Source organism: Streptomyces sp. NPDC059679 (genome assembly GCF_042734105.1).
GTDB lineage: Bacteria > Actinomycetota > Actinomycetes > Streptomycetales > Streptomycetaceae > Streptomyces.
This window is the reverse complement of sequence record NZ_JBHWES010000095.1, coordinates 1-22,205: the sequence shown is the minus strand read 5'-3', so window position 1 is coordinate 22,205 and position 22,205 is coordinate 1. Positions and strand designations below refer to the sequence as shown.

General features: G+C 70.6%; 16 protein-coding genes and 1 pseudogene. 9 read left to right on the top strand and 8 right to left on the bottom strand.

Features of this window, described 5'->3' with window-relative positions:
- Window positions 1–34 precede the first annotated feature (34 nt).
- Genes sbnB through ACFV2X_RS50525 form a run of 4 tightly spaced genes read right to left on the bottom strand, consistent with a single transcriptional unit; the run spans window position 35 to window position 8,052 of the window.
- Window positions 35–1,117 carry a 2,3-diaminopropionate biosynthesis protein SbnB gene (sbnB, locus tag ACFV2X_RS50540; RefSeq protein ID WP_385629910.1) on the bottom strand — a complete coding sequence of 361 codons (1,083 nt, stop codon included), beginning with the start codon at window positions 1,115–1,117 and terminating at the stop codon, window positions 35–37.
- Window positions 1,114–2,118 carry a TauD/TfdA family dioxygenase gene (locus tag ACFV2X_RS50535; RefSeq protein WP_385629908.1) on the bottom strand — a complete coding sequence of 335 codons (1,005 nt, stop codon included), beginning with the start codon at window positions 2,116–2,118 and terminating at the stop codon, window positions 1,114–1,116. Before ACFV2X_RS50535 ends, sbnB begins: the two co-directional genes overlap by 4 nt.
- Window positions 2,119–2,161: 43 nt before the next feature.
- Window positions 2,162–5,476, bottom strand: a complete 3,315-nt coding sequence (locus ACFV2X_RS50530; RefSeq protein ID WP_385629906.1) for an amino acid adenylation domain-containing protein — start codon at window positions 5,474–5,476, stop codon at window positions 2,162–2,164.
- 17 nt (window positions 5,477–5,493) lie between these two features.
- Window positions 5,494–8,052 (bottom strand): Pls/PosA family non-ribosomal peptide synthetase, encoded by a 2,559-nt coding sequence (locus tag ACFV2X_RS50525; RefSeq protein ID WP_385629904.1) that lies wholly within the window; start codon window positions 8,050–8,052, stop codon window positions 5,494–5,496.
- Window positions 8,053–8,075: 23 nt separating this feature from the next.
- Here ACFV2X_RS50525 and ACFV2X_RS50520 point away from each other — a divergent pair, with 23 nt between their 5' ends.
- The gene (locus tag ACFV2X_RS50520) at window positions 8,076–8,261 is read left to right on the top strand and encodes a hypothetical protein (RefSeq protein WP_385629903.1); all 186 of its coding nucleotides are present in this window, start codon (window positions 8,076–8,078) and stop codon (window positions 8,259–8,261) included.
- Here ACFV2X_RS50520 and ACFV2X_RS50515 read toward each other — a convergent pair.
- The 4 genes from ACFV2X_RS50515 to dhaK all read right to left on the bottom strand — a co-directional run bounded on the left by ACFV2X_RS50515 (window position 8,242) and on the right by dhaK (window position 13,093).
- A complete protein-coding gene (locus tag ACFV2X_RS50515) occupies window positions 8,242–10,806 on the bottom strand; it encodes a polysaccharide lyase family 8 super-sandwich domain-containing protein (protein WP_385629901.1) in 2,565 nt (854 codons plus the stop codon). The two genes, ACFV2X_RS50520 and ACFV2X_RS50515, sit on opposite strands and share 20 nt — an antisense overlap.
- A 165-nt stretch (window positions 10,807–10,971) precedes the next feature.
- Window positions 10,972–11,385: a PTS-dependent dihydroxyacetone kinase phosphotransferase subunit DhaM gene (locus ACFV2X_RS50510; protein WP_385629899.1), complete on the bottom strand. Its 414-nt coding sequence runs from the start codon at window positions 11,383–11,385 to the stop codon at window positions 10,972–10,974.
- Window positions 11,382–12,032: a dihydroxyacetone kinase subunit DhaL gene (dhaL, locus tag ACFV2X_RS50505; RefSeq protein WP_385629897.1), complete on the bottom strand. Its 651-nt coding sequence runs from the start codon at window positions 12,030–12,032 to the stop codon at window positions 11,382–11,384. The genes ACFV2X_RS50510 and dhaL overlap by 4 nt, the downstream gene beginning before the upstream one ends.
- Window positions 12,033–12,100: 68 nt before the next feature.
- On the bottom strand, window positions 12,101–13,093 hold the full coding sequence (gene dhaK / locus ACFV2X_RS50500; RefSeq protein ID WP_385629895.1) for a dihydroxyacetone kinase subunit DhaK: 993 nt from the start codon (window positions 13,091–13,093) through the stop codon (window positions 12,101–12,103).
- Between the two features lie 155 nt (window positions 13,094–13,248).
- On the opposite strand from dhaK, the gene ACFV2X_RS50495 reads away from it, so the two are divergent.
- The 8 genes and pseudogenes from ACFV2X_RS50495 to ACFV2X_RS50460 form a co-directional block, all read left to right on the top strand.
- Window positions 13,249–15,312: a pyridoxamine 5'-phosphate oxidase family protein gene (locus ACFV2X_RS50495; protein ID WP_385629894.1), complete on the top strand. Its 2,064-nt coding sequence runs from the start codon at window positions 13,249–13,251 to the stop codon at window positions 15,310–15,312.
- 184 nt (window positions 15,313–15,496) lie between these two features.
- Complete coding sequence (locus tag ACFV2X_RS50490; RefSeq protein ID WP_385629892.1) at window positions 15,497–16,411, top strand: carbohydrate ABC transporter permease; 915 nt, start codon at window positions 15,497–15,499, stop codon at window positions 16,409–16,411.
- Window positions 16,408–17,265 (top strand): carbohydrate ABC transporter permease, encoded by an 858-nt coding sequence (locus tag ACFV2X_RS50485; RefSeq protein ID WP_014173706.1) that lies wholly within the window; start codon window positions 16,408–16,410, stop codon window positions 17,263–17,265. The genes ACFV2X_RS50490 and ACFV2X_RS50485 overlap by 4 nt, the downstream gene beginning before the upstream one ends.
- Window positions 17,262–18,650, top strand: a complete 1,389-nt coding sequence (locus ACFV2X_RS50480) for an ABC transporter substrate-binding protein (RefSeq protein ID WP_385629890.1) — start codon at window positions 17,262–17,264, stop codon at window positions 18,648–18,650. The genes ACFV2X_RS50485 and ACFV2X_RS50480 overlap by 4 nt, the downstream gene beginning before the upstream one ends.
- The gene (locus ACFV2X_RS50475) at window positions 18,647–19,369 is read left to right on the top strand and encodes a glycerophosphodiester phosphodiesterase (RefSeq protein ID WP_385629888.1); all 723 of its coding nucleotides are present in this window, start codon (window positions 18,647–18,649) and stop codon (window positions 19,367–19,369) included. The genes ACFV2X_RS50480 and ACFV2X_RS50475 overlap by 4 nt, the downstream gene beginning before the upstream one ends.
- 165 nt (window positions 19,370–19,534) lie before the next feature.
- Window positions 19,535–20,734 carry an acyl-CoA dehydrogenase family protein gene (locus ACFV2X_RS50470; protein ID WP_385629885.1) on the top strand — a complete coding sequence of 400 codons (1,200 nt, stop codon included), beginning with the start codon at window positions 19,535–19,537 and terminating at the stop codon, window positions 20,732–20,734.
- 121 nt (window positions 20,735–20,855) lie between these two features.
- Window positions 20,856–21,101: pseudogene (locus ACFV2X_RS50465) on the top strand (DUF2236 domain-containing protein); the annotation flags it as partial.
- Window positions 21,102–21,159: 58 nt separating this feature from the next.
- The coding region (locus tag ACFV2X_RS50460) for a serine/threonine-protein kinase (RefSeq protein WP_385629883.1) at window positions 21,160–22,205 on the top strand (1,046 nt) is incomplete at its 3' end.

Below are 22,205 nucleotides of genomic sequence, written 5' to 3'. Positions count from 1 at the left end.
GGCCTCCTGATGCCTGAGCTGAGGGATGGCACGGTCAGCCGTACCGGCGCAGGTCGTGGAAGAAGTCGTCGATGAGGTGGAGCTGTCCGGAGCGGACCACTTCGTCGTAGACGTATTTGCCGACGGCGAGGTCGAGGACGCCGAGTCCGAAGGGCGAGAAGATCACCGGCCGGTCCGTCGGGGGGGTCATCCGCCCGGCCATGACGTCGTCGAGGGTGCCGTACAGGAAGTCGCGGTGGCCGGTGCGCTGCTCGGCCAAATGCGGGGAGGTGTCGGCCTTCAGGCAGTGCTCCACGTCGTCGACGATATTGGCCGAGGCGAGCAGGATCTCGGGGGCGAGGTCGCGCAGGGACACATGCAGGACCAGCGGGTGGTGGGTGAACCAGCCCGGGTCGGTGATATGAGGCCGGTCGGCGATGGTGGCGAAGACCACCAGATCGCTGGAGCGCACCAGTTCCTCGGCGCTGTCGTGGACCGTGACCTGCCCGGAGTGTTCGTGTCGTCCGCCGACCCGCCGCAGATAGCCGTGGAATCCCGTGGCGCTGTCGGCGGACACGTCGTGCACGCCGATGGTGTCGAATGTCCAGCCGGTGCCGGCCAGGAAGGTGTGGATGTAGCGGGCGATCAGGCCCGTGCCGACGAATCCGATCCGGGTGGGGCGGGGCCTGGTGCGGCTGAGCCAGTCGGCCGCCAGCGCGGCGGACGCCGCGGTTCTGGTGGCGCTGATGATCGAGCTCTCCAGGCAGGCGAAGGGGTAGCCGGTGTCGTGGTCGTTGAGGATGAGGACCGCGGAGGCCCGGGGCAGGCCGGATGCCACATTGGCCGGGAAACTGGAGATCCACTTCAGACCGTCCACCTGCACCGGCCCGCCGATGGAGGCAGGCAGCGCGATGATCCGGGCCGTGGGGCGGTCGGGGAAGCGCAGGAAGTACGACGGGGGGTTGACCGAGTCCCCGGCGCCGTGCAGCCGGTAGGCGGCCTCGACCAGCTCCACGATCTGTTTCTCGCGCCCCTCCAGCGCCCGCCGCACCTGCTCACCGGAGATCACCGCGAAGCTCGGCGCCGGGACCGGGTGGGAGGTGGCGGGCTGGGGGGCGGGGGACAGCAGGGGGTTCATGACCGGGCCACCTCCCCGGGCGGGCGGCCGTCGGCCAGGCGCTGGGGCTCGGCCATGGCGACCAGCACCTGGCGTTCTCCGGTGAAGGCCTCTCTGCTGTGCGCGGTGCGGATGTTGTCGACCAGCATCACATCGCCGGTCTGCCAGGGCTCACGCGCGGTGTGGGCCTCGTAGGCGGAGTTGATCAGCTGGATGATGTCCTCGCCGATCGGGGTGGAGTCGGCGAAACGGGTGTTGAACGGCAGCCCGTCCGCTCCGTAGACGTCCACCAGGTACTCGCGTACCTCCGGGGCCAGTGTCCACTCGTTGAGGAAGGCGATCTGGTTGAACCAGCAGCGCCGGCCGGTGAGCGGATGCCGCACCACGGCGCCGCGGAGCTGCCGGGTGCGCAGGGAGCCGTCGGGTTGCCAGGCGAAGTCGATGGCGTGGGCGCGGCAGTAGCGCTCGATGGCGGCGGGGTCGTCGGTGCCGAACGACTCCGCCACGGACGCCCCGATCTCGTCGTTGTAGCTGCGGGTGAGCAGCCACCCCTCCCGCTCGAACCGCTCGCTCAGCGTGGCGGGCAGCGCCTGGAGCACATGCTCCGCGTCGGCCACCGCGGTCGCCCCGCCCTCGCTGGGCGCTTCCAGACACGCGAACAGCATCAGACCGGGGCACTCCAGCGTGTAGCTCAGTTCATGGTGCATACACATCGGCTGGTTGGTCGGCCAAGCGGTGGAGGAGTACAGCCCGGGGCCGTGGATCTGCCGGGGGGCGAAAGCCTCCCGCTCCGCCATCAGCTCACCTGCCAGCCCCGCGAACACGGCACCGACCTGATCCACCTCGCGCAGCCCGAGGCCACGGACGAGAACCACCCCGTGTTCGGTGACCTGCGCGCGCAGCGCCTCGCGATGCTCGGCCGCCCAAGTCGAGGCGCATTCGGGCGGCTCGACGTGCAGCATCGGAGGTCTGCCCGGTCGTAGCTGCACCGCGGAGAGCGGTTCCAGGGATGTGGACGACATCTCGGTTCCTTTCGATCGCCACTCAGAAGGCTCGGGAGGAGCCTCAGGAGGGGGCCGACGACTCCGCCGAGGTCGGCGATTCGGCGGCGCTCAGGACGGCCTGTGCCGTTACGAGCGGACGGGTGCGCGGGAAGTAGTGGCCGCCGTCGGCGAGTTCGCGCAGCTCCACCCGCTCGGCGAGGAGCCGCCAGTCGCGGTACCGGTCGCGGTAGTCCGCCGTGCTCGGGTCGTCGGCGGCGATGACGACGGTGACCGGCGCGGAGAGCTTCGCCGTCGGCGGGGTCTCCAGGGCGTCGGTGAAATAGCGGTGTGCGGCCACGCAGTCGTGCCGGTAGGCGGCACCGATGCGCTCGGCGTGCCGCTCGTTCAGCTCGGCGAGTTCGGTGTAGCCGCCGTGCGCGCTCAGCCGCGCGGCGATCTCGGCGTCGGTCTGCCCCGTCAACTCGCCGATGGCGGCGCTCCGGTCGGTGGCCGTTCCGAGCAGCTGCGCGCCGAGGAACACACGGGGGACCTCCACCCCGTGCTCCCCGAGTTTCCTCGCCGTCTCCACGGCCGGCGCGGCGCCCGAGGAGTGGCCCCACAGCATGACCCTGCGCAGGCCGTGCGCGGTGATCTCGGCGACGACCTGCTCCACCACCCGCGCCATCGGCGCGAACGGCTCGCCCTGGGCGGCCAGATCGTGACCGGGCAGATCGACGCCGTGGACCGCGGGCCCGCGGCCCGCCAGGGCGTCGGCCATCGGACGGAAGTTCACCGCGTTGCCGCCCGCGTAGGGGAAGCACACCAGGGCACACTCCGGGGCACCGGCCGACCCCGCCAGTGGCCGGTCCGACAGGGGCTGGAGCAGCCCCGGGCGCGGCCGGGACGTGCCGTCGAGGAGTGCGGCGAGGTCGGCGAGCACCGGGTGGCGTGTGATGTCCTTGAGCGACACCGCACGGCCCAGGGCGATGGTGAGTTTCACGGCCGACAGCGAGGTGCCGCCGGAGTCGAAGAAGTGGTCCTGCCGGCCGATCCGGTGCCGGGGAACGCCCAGCAGCTCGGCCCAGGCAGCCGCCAGCCTCCGCTCGGTCGGGGTGCGCGGAGCGTGGTGCTGCGCTCCGGCGGCCTCGCCCGTCCTCGCGGGTGCGGTCTGCTCGGTCGGCGGGGCCTGTTCGGCCAGCGCGGTCAGGGCCTTGCGGTCGATCTTGCCGTTGGCGGTCAGGGGCAGATCGTGCTGCCAGCGAAAGACCGCGGGGACCATATAGACGGGCAGCGCGGCGCCCAGCGCCTCGCGCAGTACGTCCGTCTCCTGCCGTCGGCCGCTGTAGAAGGCGATCAGGTGTGTGCTGTGGTCCGGCCGCTCGGCGACGACCACGGCGGCGTTCCGTACCCCGGGCGCCCGCAGCAGAGTGTTCTCGATCTCGCCGATCTCGATACGGAAGCCACGGATCTTGACCTGGTTGTCCCGCCGGCCAAGGAACTCCAGCTTGCCACCGGGATGCCAGCGCCCCCAGTCACCCCCCAGATACAGCCGCTCACCCGGCCGGAGCGGATCGTCCCGATATGCCTCACGGGTCCGCTCGGGGTCATTGACATACCCCCGCCCCACGCACACTCCGGAGAACGCGATCAGCCCCGGGGCGCCCAGCGGCACCAGCGACAGACGCTCGTCGACGACATAGACATGCACGTTGCTGACCGCACGGCCCAACAGCACCCGCTCCGGCACCCCGTCCATGACCTCGTGGTTGGTGTCGTCCGAGGTCTCGGTCAGCCCATAGGCGTTGACCAGTTTGACCCTCGGCTGGATGGCGAACCAGCGCTGGACCAGCTCCCGCTGCAACGCCTCACCGGTCACCGAGACACACCTCAGATCGGGCAGCTCGCGGGGATACCGCTCCAGGTACGACACCACCACCTCCAGATAGGAGGGCACGACCTGCACCACGGTGGCCCGGCCACGCACCAGCGTGTCGACGAAGCGTTCCGTGTCCACGACCACCTCTTGGCCGATCAGCAGCGTCCGCCCGCCCACCAGCAGCGCGGCCAGCAACTGCCACAGCGAGATGTCGAAACACTGCGGGGCCGTCTGCGCCACCACCCGCCCCTGACCGATTCCCAGGTCATCGATCTTGGCGTAGAGGTGGTTGAGCATGCCCGCGTGCTCGCACATCGCCCCCTTCGGTTCGCCGGTGGAGCCGGAGGTGAAATAGATGTAGGCCAGCTGATCGGCTGCGACGTCCACCCCGACGTCGGTGTCGGCGTGCTGTTCCGCGTACGCCGCCTCGACCAGCACCTTCTTCACACCCGGCAGCGTGGCCAGGGCCTGATCGAGGGTGTGTGTGCTGCCGGATTCGGTGAGTACGAGTCGGCACTCCGCACGCGACAACGTGGCCGCGATACGACCGGCGGGGAAGTGGGGTTCGATCGGCAGATACACGCCCCCGGCCTTGAACACCGCCAACACCGCGGCCAGCCAGTCGAGGCCGCGTTCGGTGACCACCCCCACCACCGCTTCCCGGTCAAGACCCCGCGCCAGCAGTGCCCGCGCCAGCCGGTTCGCGCGCGCGTTCAGCTCCCCGTACGTCCACCGACGATCGCCGTGTACCGCCGCCACCGCCTCCGGATGCGCCCGCGCCCGCTGCTCGAACAGCTCGTGCGCGCGCCCTTGCGGCAGCATCCGGCGGGGCCCGGCAAGACCTTCGAGCTGATGACGCACCTCCTGAGCCGACAGCAGACTCTGCCCGGCGTGCTCAGCCTCCGCATCCGCCACCATCAGGCCCAGCGCGGCCAGGTGGTAGCCGACGACGCGGGCCGCGCATTCGCCGTCGATCACCTCGGTGCGATACCGCAGCCGCGCCACCAGCCGCCCACCCCGATCACACCAACACCAGCCCACCCCCAGCACCACGCCGTCGCCCAGCCCGCGCTCGGCGCCCGCCGGGTCGAACACGACCTCGTAACCCGCCGCCTCCGGCTCCCGCCGCGGTTCACCGGCCGCAAACTCCCCGCGCGCCGCCGGCTCGGCCGCGGCGCGATGAGTGCTCAACACCAGTGCGCGCCACGACTCGGGTGCGACGGTCAGCCGGCACGGCAGCGGAGGGTCCGTCGTGTCGGCTGCATAGCCCGTCACCACCTCCTGCTCACCCGACAGCGCGGAGAGCACCTTGGCGTGCGCGGCCAACAGCACCGCGCTCACCGGCACCCCCAACTCGCATGCCAGTTCACGCACCCCCTCCACCACATCGCCCGGCACCGCCACTTCGTACTCGGCCACACCCGCCACCGGCTCCCGGGTCCACCGCGGAACCACGGGGAATCCACCAGCGGTCGGCACACCGCTCACACACTCCTGATCCGCTTCCACGCGTGCTCCCATCGAATGGCCCCCCTTCCTCACATCGCCGTGGATCCGGCGTGGTTCGCCACCGGCAGCTCCGTGGCGGGGTTTCCTCCCCACTGCGCGTCCGGGGGGACTTCCTCGCCTTTCATGAGGAAGGAATCGGGTGCCAGCACCACACCGTCGCCCAACGTCACGCCGTAGTGCACATGGGTGCCGACCCCGAGGGTGCAGTCGGCACCGAGCGTGGTGCGGTCGGACTTGAAGGTGCCGTCCTCCTGCGAGTGGCACTGGATCTTGCTCCCGATGTTCAGGGTGCAGTCGTCCCCGACCTCGGTGAGCGTCCGCTCGGTCATATAGCAGCCGTCGTCGAAGACCCTCCTGCCGATGCGCACCCCCAACAGCCGCCAGATCAGATTCTTGAAGGGGGTTCCGTTGAAAAGCTCGAGGTGTTCGTCCGGCACCTTCCACAGCCGTTCGTGCCACCAGAAGTACGGGTCGTAGATGGAGCACAGCCGCGGGCGCAGCGCGCGGAATGCCGCCACGCCGCGCTCCACGAGGGCGAAGTAGAGGGCGGTGAAGGCGAGTGTGAGAGCCAGATACGCGGCGATCACCACATGCCCGAGCTCACCGTAGAGGCTGATCGAGGCGAGACCGAGCGCCGTGAGCACAAAGGCGTGCAGCCATCGTACGAGCAGGAAGAAAATCATGGAGCGGGCGTTGTAGCGGTTCTTCGCGGCGAGCCTGCGGCGCAGTTCGTCCCCGTCCCTGAGGTGGTCGAATCGGGAGTCGCGCTCCACCGACCGGGGAATCTCGAAACAGGGCGAGCCGAGCAGTCCCACCCCTTCGCGGAGCTCACCGTCGAGGGGGACCATCACCTTCGTCGCGAGCAGGCAGTTGTCACCCGTCCTGGCCCCGATGGGATAGGCGACGTTGTTGCCGAGGAAGTTATGCTCTCCGATCGACGCCCGGGACACCCGGAAAGATGTGCTCGAGAATTCCGCGTTGAGGAGGGAGAGGCCGTCGGCCACCATCGTTCCGCTGCCCACGGAGGCCAGATACGGGGTCTCGTGCCGCACCTCCGTGCCGAAGTTGGATCCCGTCTGCTCGACCCGGGACAAGTCGTACCCGAGACCGCGGAGATAATGGACGATATAGGAGCTGTCGCCGAAGAACCATGTGAAGAACTTCAGGTTCGTCATGCCGGCAATCGCCCGGTGCGCCGCATAGTGGAAGCCGTAGAGCGGGTAGACCTTGTCCGGCTTGATGAACAGATTCAGCAGGCGCGGAACGGTGCATACGACGGTGAGGCCCACCACGACGAAGCCGAAGAACAGCGCGGAGGACATGAGCAGCGCGTCGATGAGGAAATTCGACGACGTGATTCCGGCCGTTCCCGCGTCCGCTCGCTCGCCGAGCGCCGGAATCGCCTGGAACAGCATGTACAGGCCGCCGACGGTCAGCGGTAGATACAGAAGGAACAGCTGAAGCAGGGTGGCGAGGCCGAAGCGGAACCGGCGCGACGTACCGCACCGGGCGGGTCCGACCCTCACATGGTCGATCTGTGTCGGCTGTGCCGGTGACCCGTGATGGCGCTCGCCGCCCGGGACCGCCTGGCCGCGGTAGAGGGCGGATGAGTGGCCGAGCTGCGCTCCATCGCCCATCGAGGTGTCGATGTCGAGCACGGTCTTCTCGCCGATGAACACATCCCGGCCGAGGGTGACCCGGCCGGTCTGGATCCGTCCGGCGTGCGCCCGGTAGCAGAGGAAGAACGCATCCTTGCGGATCACCGTGCCGGCTCCGACCGTGAGCAGGTCGGTGCAGACGGGGATGGAGTGGGAGAGGATGGTGACTCCCTTGCCGATCCGCGCGCCGAGCGCCCGCAGGTACAGCACATACAGCGGATTGCCGATGAAGAAGTGCATCGGATTGGCGTGGAGCAGCGCTTTGACGATCCAAAAGCGCACATAGGTCAGGCCCCAGACCGGGAACTCGCGGCTCTTCCAGCGGCCGATGAGGATCCATTTGGCGGCGATCGGGAAGGTGCACAGAACGACGAAGCCGATGCCGCCGAACAGGACCGACCGAAGGTAGGTGTCGACCAGACCCGAGCCGTCGGCGACCCATTCATAGCCTCGGGCCGCGACGAGTCCGGTGACGGAGGAATAGCCCAGGAAAACCAGCAACTGGAGTGTTCCGCACAGTACGTAATCCAGCGTGCGCGCCGATGCCTTCCGCGTCGGCGGTGCCGTCTGCGTCGGTGCCGGTGAATCGACAGCGGTGGCGGTAGCGGTTGCGGCAGCGGCGGCGGTGTGCGCGACAGCCGCCGCCAGGCTCTGGATCGTGGGGTGTCGATAGATGTCCTTCATCGACACGGACGGCAGGTCCGGTCTCTTTCTGACCCGTGCGCAGAACTGGGCCATGACCAAGGAGTTCGCGCCGAGATCGGTGAAGAAGTGGCCAGCGGTCGAAACGCGTTCTGCGGATACGACCTCGGCCAGTACTTCGGCGAGTTTCCTCTCGATGTCCGTCCCCGCCGGTTCGACACCGACGCGTCCGTCGATCGCGGGTTCGTCCGGCTCCGATATCAAGACTTCGGCGGACTTCTCAGCCATTCGAGCTCCTTGAGGAAGTTTCGATGACCACCGGTCACTGGGTGCCGCTCGGACTCGATCGCGATGACACGACAGTAATGTTCGGCGGCCCGGTGTTCCTCGATTTCCTCCACCGACCGGGTGAGGAGCCCTTGTTCTTCGGCCTGTTGGTTACCTGCCGGCTACCCGTCGGCCCGTCGGCGGCTGGTGTCAGAGCAGTGTCGCCGTGAAGCTCCGTCCGTAGGAGTGGCGGGTGGCGACGCGGATCCGGGTGCCGCCGGGGAGGCGGTCGACCCGTACGCCCTCGTCCACCGAGCCGGCCCGCAGGGCGCGGCCCCGGATGACGACCGAGACCGTGTCGCGCTCGGTGGTCGGGTCGGCCACCGCCACCGATACGGTCCCGTCGCGCCCCTCACGGAGGATCACCGACGCCGGGCCGTCGATCGACAGATGTCCGGCGTGGTGGTGGCCGGGGGCGAAGACGTTGGCGGCGATCAGGCCGAGGCCCTTGTGCCGCACCGCCTGGACGCGCGCGGTGTTGGCCAGCACGGACACCGGCCCGCCCGCGTACGCCATCAGCTGCCGCTCGGACGCGTTCGGGACCAGGGCGTAGGCCATCGAGGTGGTCGGCGCGCCGGCCGGCTGTTCGACGGAGACGGAGAAGACCTGCTTGGTCACCATGGTGTCGGGGTTGGACACGCGGATGGCGCGGCGGCTGCGGGTGACCGTCTCGAGGGCCACGGTGGGCCGCCGCCCCTCCAGGAACACATAGCCGACCGCGGTGTCCTGGTCCGCGTCGGCGTAGCGCAGCCAGGCCAGCGGGGCGGTGCCGGTGCCGGACCAGGGCGTACCGTTGCGCAGCCGCCCGGTGAGGGTGACGGTGTCCGCCGGCTGGGCCAGGCGGCTGACGCGGCTGTCGATGGTCGTTGTCACCGCGCGACCCGCCGGGTCGCCCACCTCCGCGGCGAGGACGACGATCTCGTCGTCGAGCATGAACCACGACTTGGTGGCGCGGGCGTTGCGGTAGGCGACGAAGTCGTCGGGCAGGGTACCGGCCTGCTGGGCGGCGTACGCGACGTCGTCGGCCTGGACGAGCCCGGCCGCGCCGTACGCGCCGAGGCAGGCGCCGCCGGAGAGCCCGCCCGCGCCGCGGGGGAAGTAGACGTAGGTGTTCTGCGACTCGGAGGAGGAGGTGAAGCCGTGCTCCGGGTTGTCGTACCACAGGCCGCCGTAGAGCTCGGGGACCGTACGGCGGGTCTCCACCGGGGCGGTGACGCCGGCCAGGCGGTAGGGCGAGACGGTGGTGAAGTAGTCGACGCCGAAGGCCTGGGTCTGGTCCTGGCCGGAGAGATACAGGTAGTGGGCCCCGTCGCCCTGGAACCAGGGCATCAGGTTCTCGCCGTTCATGTACTCGTACTTGCTGATCCTCGGTGAGCTGCGGGCCAGCGCGAAGGCGTAGCCGGGGCGCCGGTGGACGGTCTTGTCCATCGCGTTGAACGCGACGTGTCGCCCGGCCGGGTTGAGGTCCTTCGCGGGGATCCCGGTGTCGGCGAGGATGTCGGCGTAGCGGGCGACGCTGACGGGGGACAGGAAGCGCGCCGGGTCGAGGGTGGCCCGGGAATTCTGCCGTACGAACTTGACGTAGCCCTTGAGGGCGGTGGCGTCGGCCCCGGCCGCATAGCCGGACAGGTCGACGACGGCCTCGACGACCTCCGCGACATCGGTGTATCCCGTGGTCGTGCTGCGGGACACCCCGCGGCCCTTGACGATCTCCATCATCCAGCCCTCGAACACCAGCGGCGCGAAGCCGCGCACCACCCAGTTGCGCACGGCGCCGACGCGGTCCTGGCCTTGGGCATAGCCGGTGCCTTCGAGGATCTTGATGGCCTGGACCATGCGGGTGAGCAGGCCCTTGCCGTAGGAGCCGGTGTAGGCGACGGAGGCGTGCTGGATGAAGGAGCCGTCGGCGTAGAAGCCGTCGGTGACATTGTGGCTGAGGTGGTACGGGTCGATGGTGGCGAGGACGGTCAGCTGGTCGGCGACCGCCTTGGTGATACGGGCCTCGTCGCCGAGCACGGCGCCTTGGAGGATCCGGTTGGTGGTGATGTCGGCGAGGTTGGCGCCGGTGTGGAAGCGGGAGTCGAGGTCGACATCGCCGGCCTTGCCGTTGCGGAGGTAGGCGTCCATCGAGGCGACGCAGGTGGCGGTCAGGTCGGGGCGGTACGCGGCGAGCTCGTCCTTCAGCAGGACGAGGGTCCGGGTCAGCTGGGAGGAGATGCCGATCTCCCAGTTGAACCAGTTGCCGTAGTAGCCCTTCGACTGGTCGCCGTAGTAGTCGTCGTGGAGCCGGACCAGACCGTCGATGACCCGCCGCTGAACGGCCGTGTCACCGCTCGGGGCCGCGCCGCCGGGGGCGCGGGTGGCGAGGGCGATCTCGTACAGGTACTGGAAGGACGTCGTCAGGTTGGTGTCACTGCTCCCCAGTGGGAGGCCGCGGAACAGTTCGCCCGACCCGGCGCCGTCGAGGGCGGTCAGCCGGGCCTTGGCCGTGGAGGCGATGGCGGCGAGCTTGGCGGCGACCTCCGGCCGGGCGTTGGAGTCGGCGGTGCCGGCGAGGACGGCGACGGTGTTGCCGATCAGCGTTGCCCGGTCCTCGGCGGCCTCGGCGGGTGTCGCCTCCCGCGGCGCCTGGGACCAGGCCCGCTGCGGCGGCGCCACCGCCGACAGGGTCGCCGCCGGGACGATCGACAACAGGGCACGACGTGTCATCCGCACGGGACGCTCCAGGGGTTGGCCGGAAAGCGCTCGGCGCATTCAACCAACGGTGACCTTCCCTGTCACCAGTCCGTGCGATGATTGCATCTTCATGCCGAAGCCCCCTGGCTCGGAGTCCGGGCTCGCCCCCGGGCCCGTCCCGGAAGGCCCCGGGCCCGTCCCGGATCAGACCTTGCGGTAGTCGTACGCCTCCTCCGCCGCCCGCGCGACCGCGTCCACGTCCGCCCCCGCCGAGGCGGCGACGACCGCCGCCACCGCGCCCTCCACCAGCGGCGCGTCCACCAGCCGGGAGCCCGGAGGAAGCTCGTCGCCCTCGGCCAGCAGCGCCTTCACGGTCAGCACGGCGCTGCCCAGGTCCACCAGGACCGCCACGCCCGCGCCCTGGTCGACCGCGTGAGCCGCCTCGGCGACCAGCTCCGCGCTGGTGCCGAGCCCGCCGTCCGGCGTGCCGCCGGCCGCGGTGACCGGCGCGGTGCTGCCGCCGCCGGCCAGTCCGGTGGCCAGCTGCGCCACCGACTCGGCGACGGCGGCGCTGTGCGACACCAGCACCACGCCGACCCGCTTCTCCGCGTCACTCATGAAGGAGCCACCTCCGCGAGGGCCGCGAACAGCAGCGCCGACGAGGTGGCGCCGGGGTCCTGATGGCCGATGCTGCGCTCACCCAGATAGCTGGCCCGGCCCTTGCGCGCCAGCATCGGCACGGTGGCCAGCGCGCCCTTGTCCGCGGCCTCGCCCGCCGCCGCGAAGGACCCGCCGTCGGCGGCCAGCGCGTCCAGCGCGGGGAGGAGCGCGTCCAGCATCGTCTTGTCGCCGGGCGCGGCGCCGCCGAGCTGGGCCACCGCGTCCACACCGGTCCGCAGCGCGTCGGCCAGCTGCCGTACGGTGACCTGCTCGGCGTCGCCGAGCGCCTTGCCCGCCCGGCGCAGCAGCGTCCCGTACAGCGGCCCCGAGGCGCCGCCCACCTTGGAGATCAGCTGACGTCCGGCCAGGATCAGCACGGCCCCCGGCGGACCCGGCGGCTCCTTCTCCAGGGCTTCGGTGACGGCCGTGAAGCCGCGCTGCATATTGCTGCCGTGGTCGGCGTCGCCGATGGCCGAGTCCAGCTCGGTCAGCCGGGTCGCCTCGCGGCTTATGGCCGCGGCCGCCGCGGTGAGCCAGCGGTGGAAGAAGGCGGCGTCGAGCGCCGGTTCGCCGGCGGTTTCGCTGCTGGACACAGAGCTGGGCACAGGGCGCCTCCTCAGTCGAATGGCCAAACGGCGACAGCGTACGTATCGGTGGCGGGGGCCGGGCCCGGTCAGCAGCCCCAGCGCAGCCCGGCGGTCCGTACCGGCGCGTTCCACAGTCGCAGCAGTTCCTCGTCGACCCGGCACAGGGTCACCGAAGCGCCCGCCATGTCGAGCGAGGTGACGTAGTTGCCGACGAGCGTATGTGCCACCACCACCTCGCGCTCGCCGAGCACCCGGTGCGCCTCGGCGGCGAAGCCGTACAGCTCCAGCAGCGGTGTGGCCCCCATGCCGTTGACGAGGACGAGGACCGGGTTGTCGGTCCGCAGCTCCTCCAGCACCGCGTCCACCGCGAAGTCGGCGATCTCGTGGGAGGTCATCATGGCCCGCCGCTCGCGCCCGGGTTCGCCGTGGATGCCCACGCCCAACTCCAGCTCCCCGGCCGGGAGGTCGAAGGTCGGACCGCCCTTGGCGGGGGTGGTGCAGGCGCTGAGGGCGACGCCGAAGCTCCGCGACGACTCGTTGACCTGCTGGGCGAGCGCCGCCACCCGGTCCAGCGGCGCGCCCTCCTCGGCCGCCGCTCCGGCGATCTTCTCCACGAACAGCGTCGCCCCGGTGCCGCGCCGCCCGGCCGTGTAGAGGCTGTCGGTCACCGCCACGTCATCGTTGACCAGGACCTTGGCGATCTGTACGCCCTCGTCCGCGGCGAGCTCGGCCGCCATGTCGAAGTTGAGGACGTCGCCGGTGTAGTTCTTGACGATGAACAGGACCCCCTTGCCGCTGTCCACGGCGGCGGCGGCCCGCACCATCTGATCGGGCACGGGGGAGGTGAAGACCTCGCCGGGGCACGCCGCGTCCAGCATTCCGGGCCCGACGAACCCCCCGTGCAGCGGCTCATGCCCCGATCCGCCGCCGGAGACCAGCGCGACCTTGCCGGCGACAGGGGCGTCCCGCCGGACGATCACCCGGTTCTCGACGTCCACCGTCAACTCGGGATGCGCGGCGGCCATTCCGCGCAGGGCGTCGGCGACCACGGTCTCGGCAACGTTGATCAGCATCTTCATATGCGTGTCCGTTCTCCGCCGGGTGGAGCTGTACGGGTGGAGCTGTACGCGGGATGAAAATCCTACGGATCTCCGGCGCTCATGGCACCCCTTGGGCGCTGAGCTGAATGGATCAATGCGGAGAAAAAGGTACAAAAGCATCATATGGTTCGCGCATGGAGAATACTGTCGCCCCGGCCTCCGCCACCCCGCGCCCGCGCCCGCAACCCTTCGAGCCGGCGCGCCATCGCCGCCCCGCGCCCTGGCTCGCGCTGGTGGCCGCCGGTTACGCCCTCGTCCAGCTCCTCGTGGTCATCCCGCACACCGCGCACGCCCTGGGCTGGGACGAGTCCGTGTACGTCTCCCAGGTCGACCCGCGCCACCCGGCCGCGTACTTCAGCGCCCCCCGCTCCCGCGGCATCAGCATGCTGGTCGCCCCGGTCGTCTCCGTGACCTCCTCCATTCCGGTGCTGCGGGTACTCCTCGCGGTGCTTTCCGCCGCCGCCCTGTACGCCGCCTTCCGGGTGTGGCGCCGGATGCTCGGCCACGGCACGGTCGCGCTGGCCGCACTCCTGTTCGCCGGGCTGTGGATCACCCAGATCAGCGGACCCACGGTGATGCCGAACCTGTGGGTGGCGATCGGCGCGGTGGCCGCCGTCGGCTGGTTTCTGCGCGCCCCCGCCGAGCGGAACGCGCGCTGGTGGCTGGCCGCCGTCATCGCGGGCGTCACCCTCGTACGGACCCCCGACGGGGGCTGGCTGGCCCTGCCGCTGCTGGCCGGGGCCGTGGCCATCCGGGCCTGGCGGCCGGCCCTGCCCGCGCTGCTCGGCGGGCTCACGCTGGGCGCCGCGCAGTGGGTGGGCGAGGCGTACGCCCGCTTCGGCGGCGTCCTGGAGCGGCTGCGGGTCTCCAGCGATGTCGAGGGCGGCATGGGGCTGCACTTCAACGTCGGGGCGGCGCTGCGCAGCCTGAACGGGCCGCAGCTGTGCCGTCCGTGCGAGGTGCCGCTGCGCCACCCGGAGCTGACCGTGTGGTGGCTGGCGCTGCCGCTGCTGACCGCCGCCGCGGTCGTCGTCGCCGTACGGGACCGCCGCGACCGCCGGGAGCGCGTGTCCCGCCCGGGCGCCCCGCACCACGGCCATCCGCTCGCGCTGACCATCCTGCCGATCGTCTGCGCCGGCGCGCTCGCCATCCCGTATCTGCTGCTCATCGGCTACTTCGCGCCGCGCTTCCTGATGCCCTCCTACGCGCTGCTCGCGCTCCCCATGGCCGAGCTGCTGCTCCGTACCGTCCAGGGCGTGCGCTCCCCGCAGCCCGTGGCGGTCGCGCTCGGTGTGGTGGTCACCCTCCAGCTGGCCTCGCAGCATGTGGTGCTCGGCCGCTCGGCGGCCCAGTCGGAGAAGGTCAACGGAAGCTACCGGACGGCCGCGGCCGAGCTGCACCGGCTGGGGCTGCGGTCGCCGTGCCTGGTCGCCGGCGACCACGCCCTGCCCATCGCGTACCACGCGGGCTGCGCCTCCGCCCAGACCAGCGGGAACAACCGGTCCATCACGCCCGCGGCGCTGGTGCTGCGGTCCGCCCGGGAGCCCACCGCCGTGCTCACCCACCGCTCCCAGCCGCGTCCCCCGGCCTATGCGCAGACCTGGGTGGCGTATCGGCTGCCCGGGACGGACTGGACCGCCCATCTGCCGCCGGATCAGGCGCGTGAGCTCCAATCCCGACAGAAGGTGTCCGGTAATCCCGGGAGCATGGGCCCCATGATGAGTGCGACGACGACCAGTTGGGGTGGGTTCGAGGCGGCGGAGCCCGCGTTCTCCACCGTGGTGCGGGAGCGGTTTCAGCGCTACCGGCACCATGTGCTGGCCACCCTGCGCCAGGACGGCAGCCCGCGGGTGACCGGTCTCGAAGTGGACTTCCGCTTCGGCGAGATGTGGCTCGGCATGATGCCGGACTCGCGCAAGGCCCTGGACCTGCGGCGCGACGCGCGCTTCGCGATCCACGCCAACCCCGGCCCCGACACCGGGATGGACGGCGGCGACGTGCGGGTCAGCGGGCGCGCCGTGGAGGTGACCGACCCGCAACTGCTCGCCCGCTTCGCCGCGGAGGTCCACCCGCCGGAGCCGTTCCACCTCTTCCGCGTCGAGGTGACCGAGGTGGTGCGCACCGCTGTGGAGGGCTCCGATCCGGTGCTGCAGACCTGGCGCCCGGGCGAGGTGGTGCGGACCACCCGGCGCGGCTGAGGCTCGTGTTCTCGGGCTTGTTCACGGAAGGAGTGAGAAAAAGCCAGCCGTGCATGTGAAGTAGGCCAAGTTGTAACACGACAAGGTGTTTCCTTCTCATCAACTCTGTTGGTATCCCTTGGGGCTGTCACCAGCACGTCCCAGGGGGTGTCCTCGGGGCGCAGTTCGGAAGGAACAACTCCCTTTGTCTGCCATCGACGACGCCGGCCGCCGTCTGCGCTCCAGGCGCAGACGGCGCGACTATCTGCTCTTCGCCGCGTTCGCCGCCCCGAACTTCTTCTTCCTGCTGCTCTTCGCCTACTGGCCGGTGGTCTACAACGGCTATCTCAGCCTGACCGACTGGGACATGATCTCCCCGGCCAAGGACTTCGTCGGGCTCGGCAACTACACCGATCTGCTCACCGACCCCGACTTCCGCGCCACCCTGTGGACCACGGTCGTCTTCGTCGTCGGCATCGTGGCCGGCGGCATCGTCCTGGGGCTGGCCACCGCGCTGCTGCTGAACCAGAAGCTGCGCGGCCGGAACGTGGTGCGGACGCTGACCTTCGCCCCGTATGTGCTTTCCGGGGCCGCCGTCGGCACCCTGTGGCTGTTCGTCTTCGACCCCAACTACGGGCTGATACGCCCGCTGATGGCCCCGCTCGGACTGACCGCCCCGGCCATGATGACCGACTCCAAGTGGGCGCTGACCGGCCTGATCCTGGTCTACCTCTGGAAGAACATCGGATTCGTCGCCGTGGTCTACCTGGCCGGGCTCCAGGGTCTGCCCAGGGAGGTGTACGAGGCCGCCGCGCTGGACGGCGCCGGGCCCTGGACGCGGCTGCGCCGGATCACCCTCCCGCTGCTTTCACCGGTCACCTTCTTCCTCCTGGTGACCTGCACCATCAGCACCTTCCAGGCGTTCGACGTGCTGGCCATGATGACCGCAGGCGGCCCGGGCACCTCCACCTCCACCCTCAGCTGGTTCATCTACGACCAGGGATTCCGCGCCTTCGACGCGGGGCGCTCCGCCGCCGGCGCGATGATCATGTTCGCCGTGCTCCTGCTGATCACCGCGGGGCAGGCCCGCTACCTCGAGCGAAAGGTGCACTACCAGTGACGGCCCTCGACCCGGCGGCGCCCTCCCGCCGCCCCGGCGGCCGGGCCCGGCGCCTCGGCCTGTACGCGCTCCTCGTCCTGGTCGCGCTCATCGCGGCCGGCCCGCTGTACTGGCTGGCCTCCTCGGCGCTGAAGACCAACCCCCAGATCTACGCCTATCCGCCCCACTGGGTCCCCACCGACCTGCGGTGGAGCAACTTCTCCGACGCCTGGAACGCCGCCCCCTTCGACCGGTTCTTCCTCAACTCCCTCGTGGTCTCGGTCGTCGGCACCGCCATCGAGTTGTGTTCCGCGCTGCTGTGCGCGTACGCCTTCGTCTTCCTGCCCTTCCCCGGCAAGAAGTGGCTGTTCCTCTTCCTCCTGGGCGCCATGATGGTCCCCGGCCATGTCACCCTGCTGCCGAACTTCCTGACCATCGCCCAGCTGGGCTGGGTCAACACCTGGGCCGGACTGATCGCCCCGGGCCTGGGCTCGGTCTTCGGCACATTCCTGCTCCGCCAGCACATGCTGACCCTCCCCAAGGAGGTCATGGACGCGGCCCGGATCGACGGTGCGGGCCATCTGCGCACCCTCTTCCGTGTCGTACTGCCCATGTCACGGCCCATGGTGATCACCGTCGCCATCGTGATCATGGTGACCAAGTGGAACGACTTCATCTGGCCGCTGATCGTGACCAGCAGCGCCGATATGCGCACCCTCCCGGTCGGCCTCCTCTTCCTGCGGGACCAGGAGACCTACGCAAACTGGGGCGCCATCCTGGCCGGCACGGTGATGGTGATCCTGCCGGTGCTCATCGTCTTCTTCATCGCCCAGCGCTACATCATCGCCGGGCTGACCCAGGGAGCCGGGAAGTGAGCCAGAGCCTCCCCAACCTGAGCCAGAGCCTCCCCAGCCCGAGGCACAGCCTCCCCAGCCGTCGGCGCTTTCTCGCCCTCGCGGCCGGGGCGCCCACGGCCGCCGCGCTGCTGAGCGCCTGCGGCACCACCACCGGGCCGGTGGACCAGCCGGGCGGATCGGTTCCCGACCGCTACGCCGGGCGCACCCGCACCGTGCTGTGGTCCACCTTCGCGGACGTACCCGGACGCGCGCTCCAGGATCTCGCCGACAAGTTCAACCGCGAGCAGCGCGACATCTATGTGGAGGTCCAGTTCCAGGGCACGTACGACGAATGCGCCCAGAAGGCGGTCGTCGGGCTGCTCGCCGGCCAGGCGCCCGATCTGTGCGTGCTGTCCGATGTGAAGTGGTACCGCTTCTACTTCGGGGACGCGCTCGAGCCCTGGGACGACTACATCGACCCCGGCGAGCTGCGCGCCACCTACAACGCGAGGCTGCTGGGGGAGGGACGGGTCAAGGGCCACCACTGGTGGCTGCCGCTGGCCCGCTCCACCCCGCTCTTCTATTTCAACCGCACCCTCTTCAAGAAGGCCGGGGTACCCGACCGGGCGCCCGAGACCTGGGAGGAGATGTACGGCTGGGCCAAGGAGATCACCCGGCTGAAGACCCAGGGCAAGCCGGTCGCCATGGAGGCGTACCAGAAGATCGACGGGGACTGGCAGTTCCAGTGCACCGCCTGGCAGTGGGGCGGCGCGTACTCCAAGGGCCTGGACGTCACCATCGACCACGAGGCCACCGTCGCGGCCGGGGAGTGGCAGCGCAAGCTGGTCCACAAGGACCGCATCGCCTATATGTCCACCGACCCCGCCGGGGACATGGGCAACCAGCTGATCGCCACCCTGATCACCTCAACCGGCGGGCTGCGGAAGATCTCCGAGATGGCCAAGGCGGGCGGCTGGGAGCTGGGCACCGGATTCCTGCCCCGCCACAAGGAGTTCGGGGTGACCACGGGCGGCGGCGGGCTCGGCATGTTCAAACGGGTGCCCAAGGAGCGCAAACAGGCCGCCGCGGAGTTCGTACGCTTCCTGGCGCGGCCGGAGAACGCGGCCCAGTGGACGGTCCAGACCGGCTATATGCCCGTGGTCCCGGCCGCCACCAAGTCCCCCACGCTGGCGAAGCTGCTCACCGAGGACCCCAACTTCTCCACCGCGGTCAAGCAGTTGCCGCACACCCGCAAGGGCGACCAGGTGCGGATGATGGTGCCCAACGCAAATGTCCAGATCTACACCGGGCTGCAGAAGATCTGGACCGGCAACACCCCCGCGCACGAGGCGTTCTCCGATGTCGCCACGCGGCTGCGCAAGGGAGTGGACCGGCACCGTGAGTCCATTGAGGAGCACCTGTGACACCGTCCCGACCCGCCACCCCACGCCCGGCCGTACGTCCTCTGGTCTACGGACACCGGGGCGCCAGAGCCGATGAGCCGGAGAACACCCTGCGCTCCTTCCGCCGCGCCCACCAGGCCGGCGCCGAGGGCGTCGAGCTGGATGTGCGGGTGTCCCACGACGGCCACCTCGTGGTGATCCACGACGCCACCGTGGACCGCACCACCGACGGTACGGGCGAGGTCGCCGCGCTCTCCCTGGCCGAGCTGCGGGAGCTCGACGCCGGCCAGGGCGAGCGGATCCCCACGCTCCGCGAGGCCCTGGACGCCTTCCCCGGACTGGTGCAGGTGGAGATCAAGGCCCCCGAGGCGGTGGCCGCTCTGGCCGAGTTCGACCGGCAAACCCCACTGCCCGAGCGCGTCGTGCTCACCTCCTTCCAGGCCGAGGTGCTCGACGGCGCCGCGCGGCTGCTGCCCCAGGTGGAACGGGGGCTCATCACCGCCGACCCCACGGCCGAACTGCCCGCGCACGCCGCGGAGGTGAAGGCCACCTGGGTCTGCCCGGAGCTGAGCCCCGAGCTGACGGCCGGTCTGGTCGAGCGCTGCCACGCCCAGGGGCTGCGGGTGGACGCGTGGCCGGCCGCCGACGCCGGGCGGCTGGCGCGCTGTGTGGCCCTGGGCGCCGACGCGGTCACCACCGACTATCCCGCGCTGATCGACGGCTGGCTGCGAGCGGTCTGACCGCCCGCAGCCCGCCGCCCGTTCGGCCGGGATACGCGTGCCCGGACGCCGCCTCGGCGGATGCGGCGTCCGGGGCCGCGGCCCTTCCGTATTGTTGGAACACGTTCTACCGTGCCCCTCGATTCCAGGCGCCTACGCGGCGGACGCGAGATTCCAGGAGGGGCCGTGCACCTCGACTACACCCCCGAGCAGCGGCAACTGCGCACCGAACTGCGCGCGTACTTCACCGAACTCGTCCCCGACGACGCCTACGCCCGCTACGCCGACCCGGCCGGGCAGAAGCGGTTCTACCGCGAGACGATCCGCCGCCTCGGCGCGGACGGCTGGCTGGGCGTCGGCTGGCCACGGGAGTACGGCGGGCGTGGGCTCGGCCCGGTGGAACAGTTCATCTTCTTCGACGAGGCCGCCCAGGCAGGCGTGCCGCTGCCCCTCATGGCGCTCAACACCGTCGGGCCCACCCTCATGCGGTACGGCACCGACGAGCAGAAGGAGTACTTCCTCCCGAAGATCCTCTCCGGCGAGATCGACTTCGCCATCGGCTACAGCGAGCCCGACGCGGGCACCGACCTCGCCTCGCTCAAGACCCGCGCCGTGCGCGAGGAAAACGATGGCGACGCTGCGACCGGCCACTACCTCGTCAACGGCCAGAAGACCTGGACCACCAACGGCGACACCGCCGACTGGGTCTGGCTCGCGGTCCGCACCGACCCGGACGCCAAGCCCCACAAGGGCATCAGCATCCTGCTCGTGCCGACCAGCGATCCCGGCTACTCCTGCACCGTCATCACCACCCTCGCCTCCCACGACACCACCGCCAGCTACTACGAGAACATCCGGGTGCCGGCCACCCGCCGGGTCGGCGCGGAGAACGAGGGCTGGCGGATGATCACCACCCAGCTCAACTACGAGCGGGTCACCCTCGCCGCCCACGGCACCATGGCCATCCGCGCCCTGCGCGGCGTCCAGCAGTGGGCCGCCAACACCAAGCTCGCCGACGGCCGCCGCGTCATCGACCTGGGCTGGGTACGCGGGCGGCTGGCCCGTACCCACGCCAGGCTCGACGCCATGAAGCTGCTCAACTGGCAGATGGTGGACGCCCTCCAGCGCGATGCGCTCACCCCCCACGACGCCTCCGCGGTCAAGGTGTACGGCTCCGAGGCGCGCCGCGACGCGTACGCCTGGCTGATGGAGATCGTCGGCGCGGCGGGCCCGCTCAAGGAGGGGTCGGCGGGCGCGGTGCTCCACGGCGAGCTCGAACGCGGCTACCGCAGCAGCGTCGTGTTCACCTTCGGCGGCGGCAACAACGAGGTGCAGCGGGAAATCATCTCCTGGATCGGCCTGGGGATGCCGAGGGTGCGCCGTTAGCGGCGGGCGACGACCGGGCCGAATCGCCACGCGCGAGCCCGCCACGATGTGAACACGCTGTGACCTGTGCGGGATCGGCGCTCTTGCCGAGGAGTTCGGCGACGAGGTCGGTCCCTGTGCGAGCCTGCCCCCGTGCGCCCATGAGCTGTACGGCCGCCCGGCGCCCGCCCCCGCCGTCGTCACCCGCCGTCTGCGGGCGGTCGGCCGGGCGCTGCGCCGTATCCCGCCCACCCTCCGTTGGTGGCTGCCGCCCAAACACATCCTGCGGGCCGTCGAACGGCTGGGTCCGGGCACTCGTCCCTCGGTCTACAAGTTGCGCCAAAACGCCGCCATACTGGACAACGGGGATGCGTCGAGGGCTCCATGACGAGCCGTCGGCTTCGACGGGGGCGGCGGGAGGCACTCCCGCCGGAGGCAGGGGGACCATGGCGGACACCAGGCTGATCCAGGGCCGTTACCGGCTGCTCGATCTGATCGGGCGCGGGGGAATGGGCGAGGTGTGGCGGGCGCTCGACGAGTCGCTGGGGCGGCGCGTCGCCGTCAAGTGCCTCAAGCCCATGGGGCAGCAGCGGGACCCGTCCTTCACGGACGTGCTGCGTGAGCGGTTCCGCCGCGAGGCGCGGGTCGCGGCCTCGTTGCAGCACCGCGGGGTGACCGTGGTGCACGACTTCGGGGAGCACGAGGGCGTCCTGTATCTGGTGATGGAGCTGCTGGAGGGGCGCAACCTCAGCCAGCTGCTGGAGGACAACGAGCAGCGGCCGCTGCCGGTCCCCGACGTCCTGGACATGGCCGGCCAGCTCGCCGTCGCCCTCGCATACACCCATGACCAGGGCATCGTCCACCGGGACCTCAAGCCCGCCAACATCATGCGGCTGGCCGACGGCTCGGTGAAGATCTGCGACTTCGGCATCGCCCGGCTCGGCCATGACATCGGCTTCACGGCCCGGCTCACCGGGACCGGTATCGCCATGGGCACCCCGCACTACATGTCGCCCGAGCAGATCGCGGGCGGCGCCGTCGACCACCGCAGCGATCTGTACTCCCTGGGCTGTGTGCTGTACGAAATGGCCACCGGCGCGCCGCCGTTCGACGTCGACGACGCCTGGGGGGTGCTCGTCGGCCACCGCGACACCCCGCCCGAGCCGCCGCGCCGGCACCGGCCCGAGATCCCCGAGCCCTTCGAGCGGGTGATCCTCGACCTGCTGGCCAAGGACCCGGAGGACCGTCCGCGCGACGCCTCCGACCTGGCCAAGCGGATCGCCCTGGCCCGCGCGACCTGGGGTGCGGGGCAGCCGCTGGTGCCCGCGTGGACCCTGCCAGGGCTCGGCGCGGACGTCCCCGCGCAGCGACAGCCCCGCCTGCCCGCCTGGGCCCGGCATATGACCACCGGTACCGCGGCGGGCGGGGCCGCCCGGCCCGGCGCGCGGCCGGGCCCGCCGAGCGAGGCCACCGGGCTCACCGGCGCGTGGAC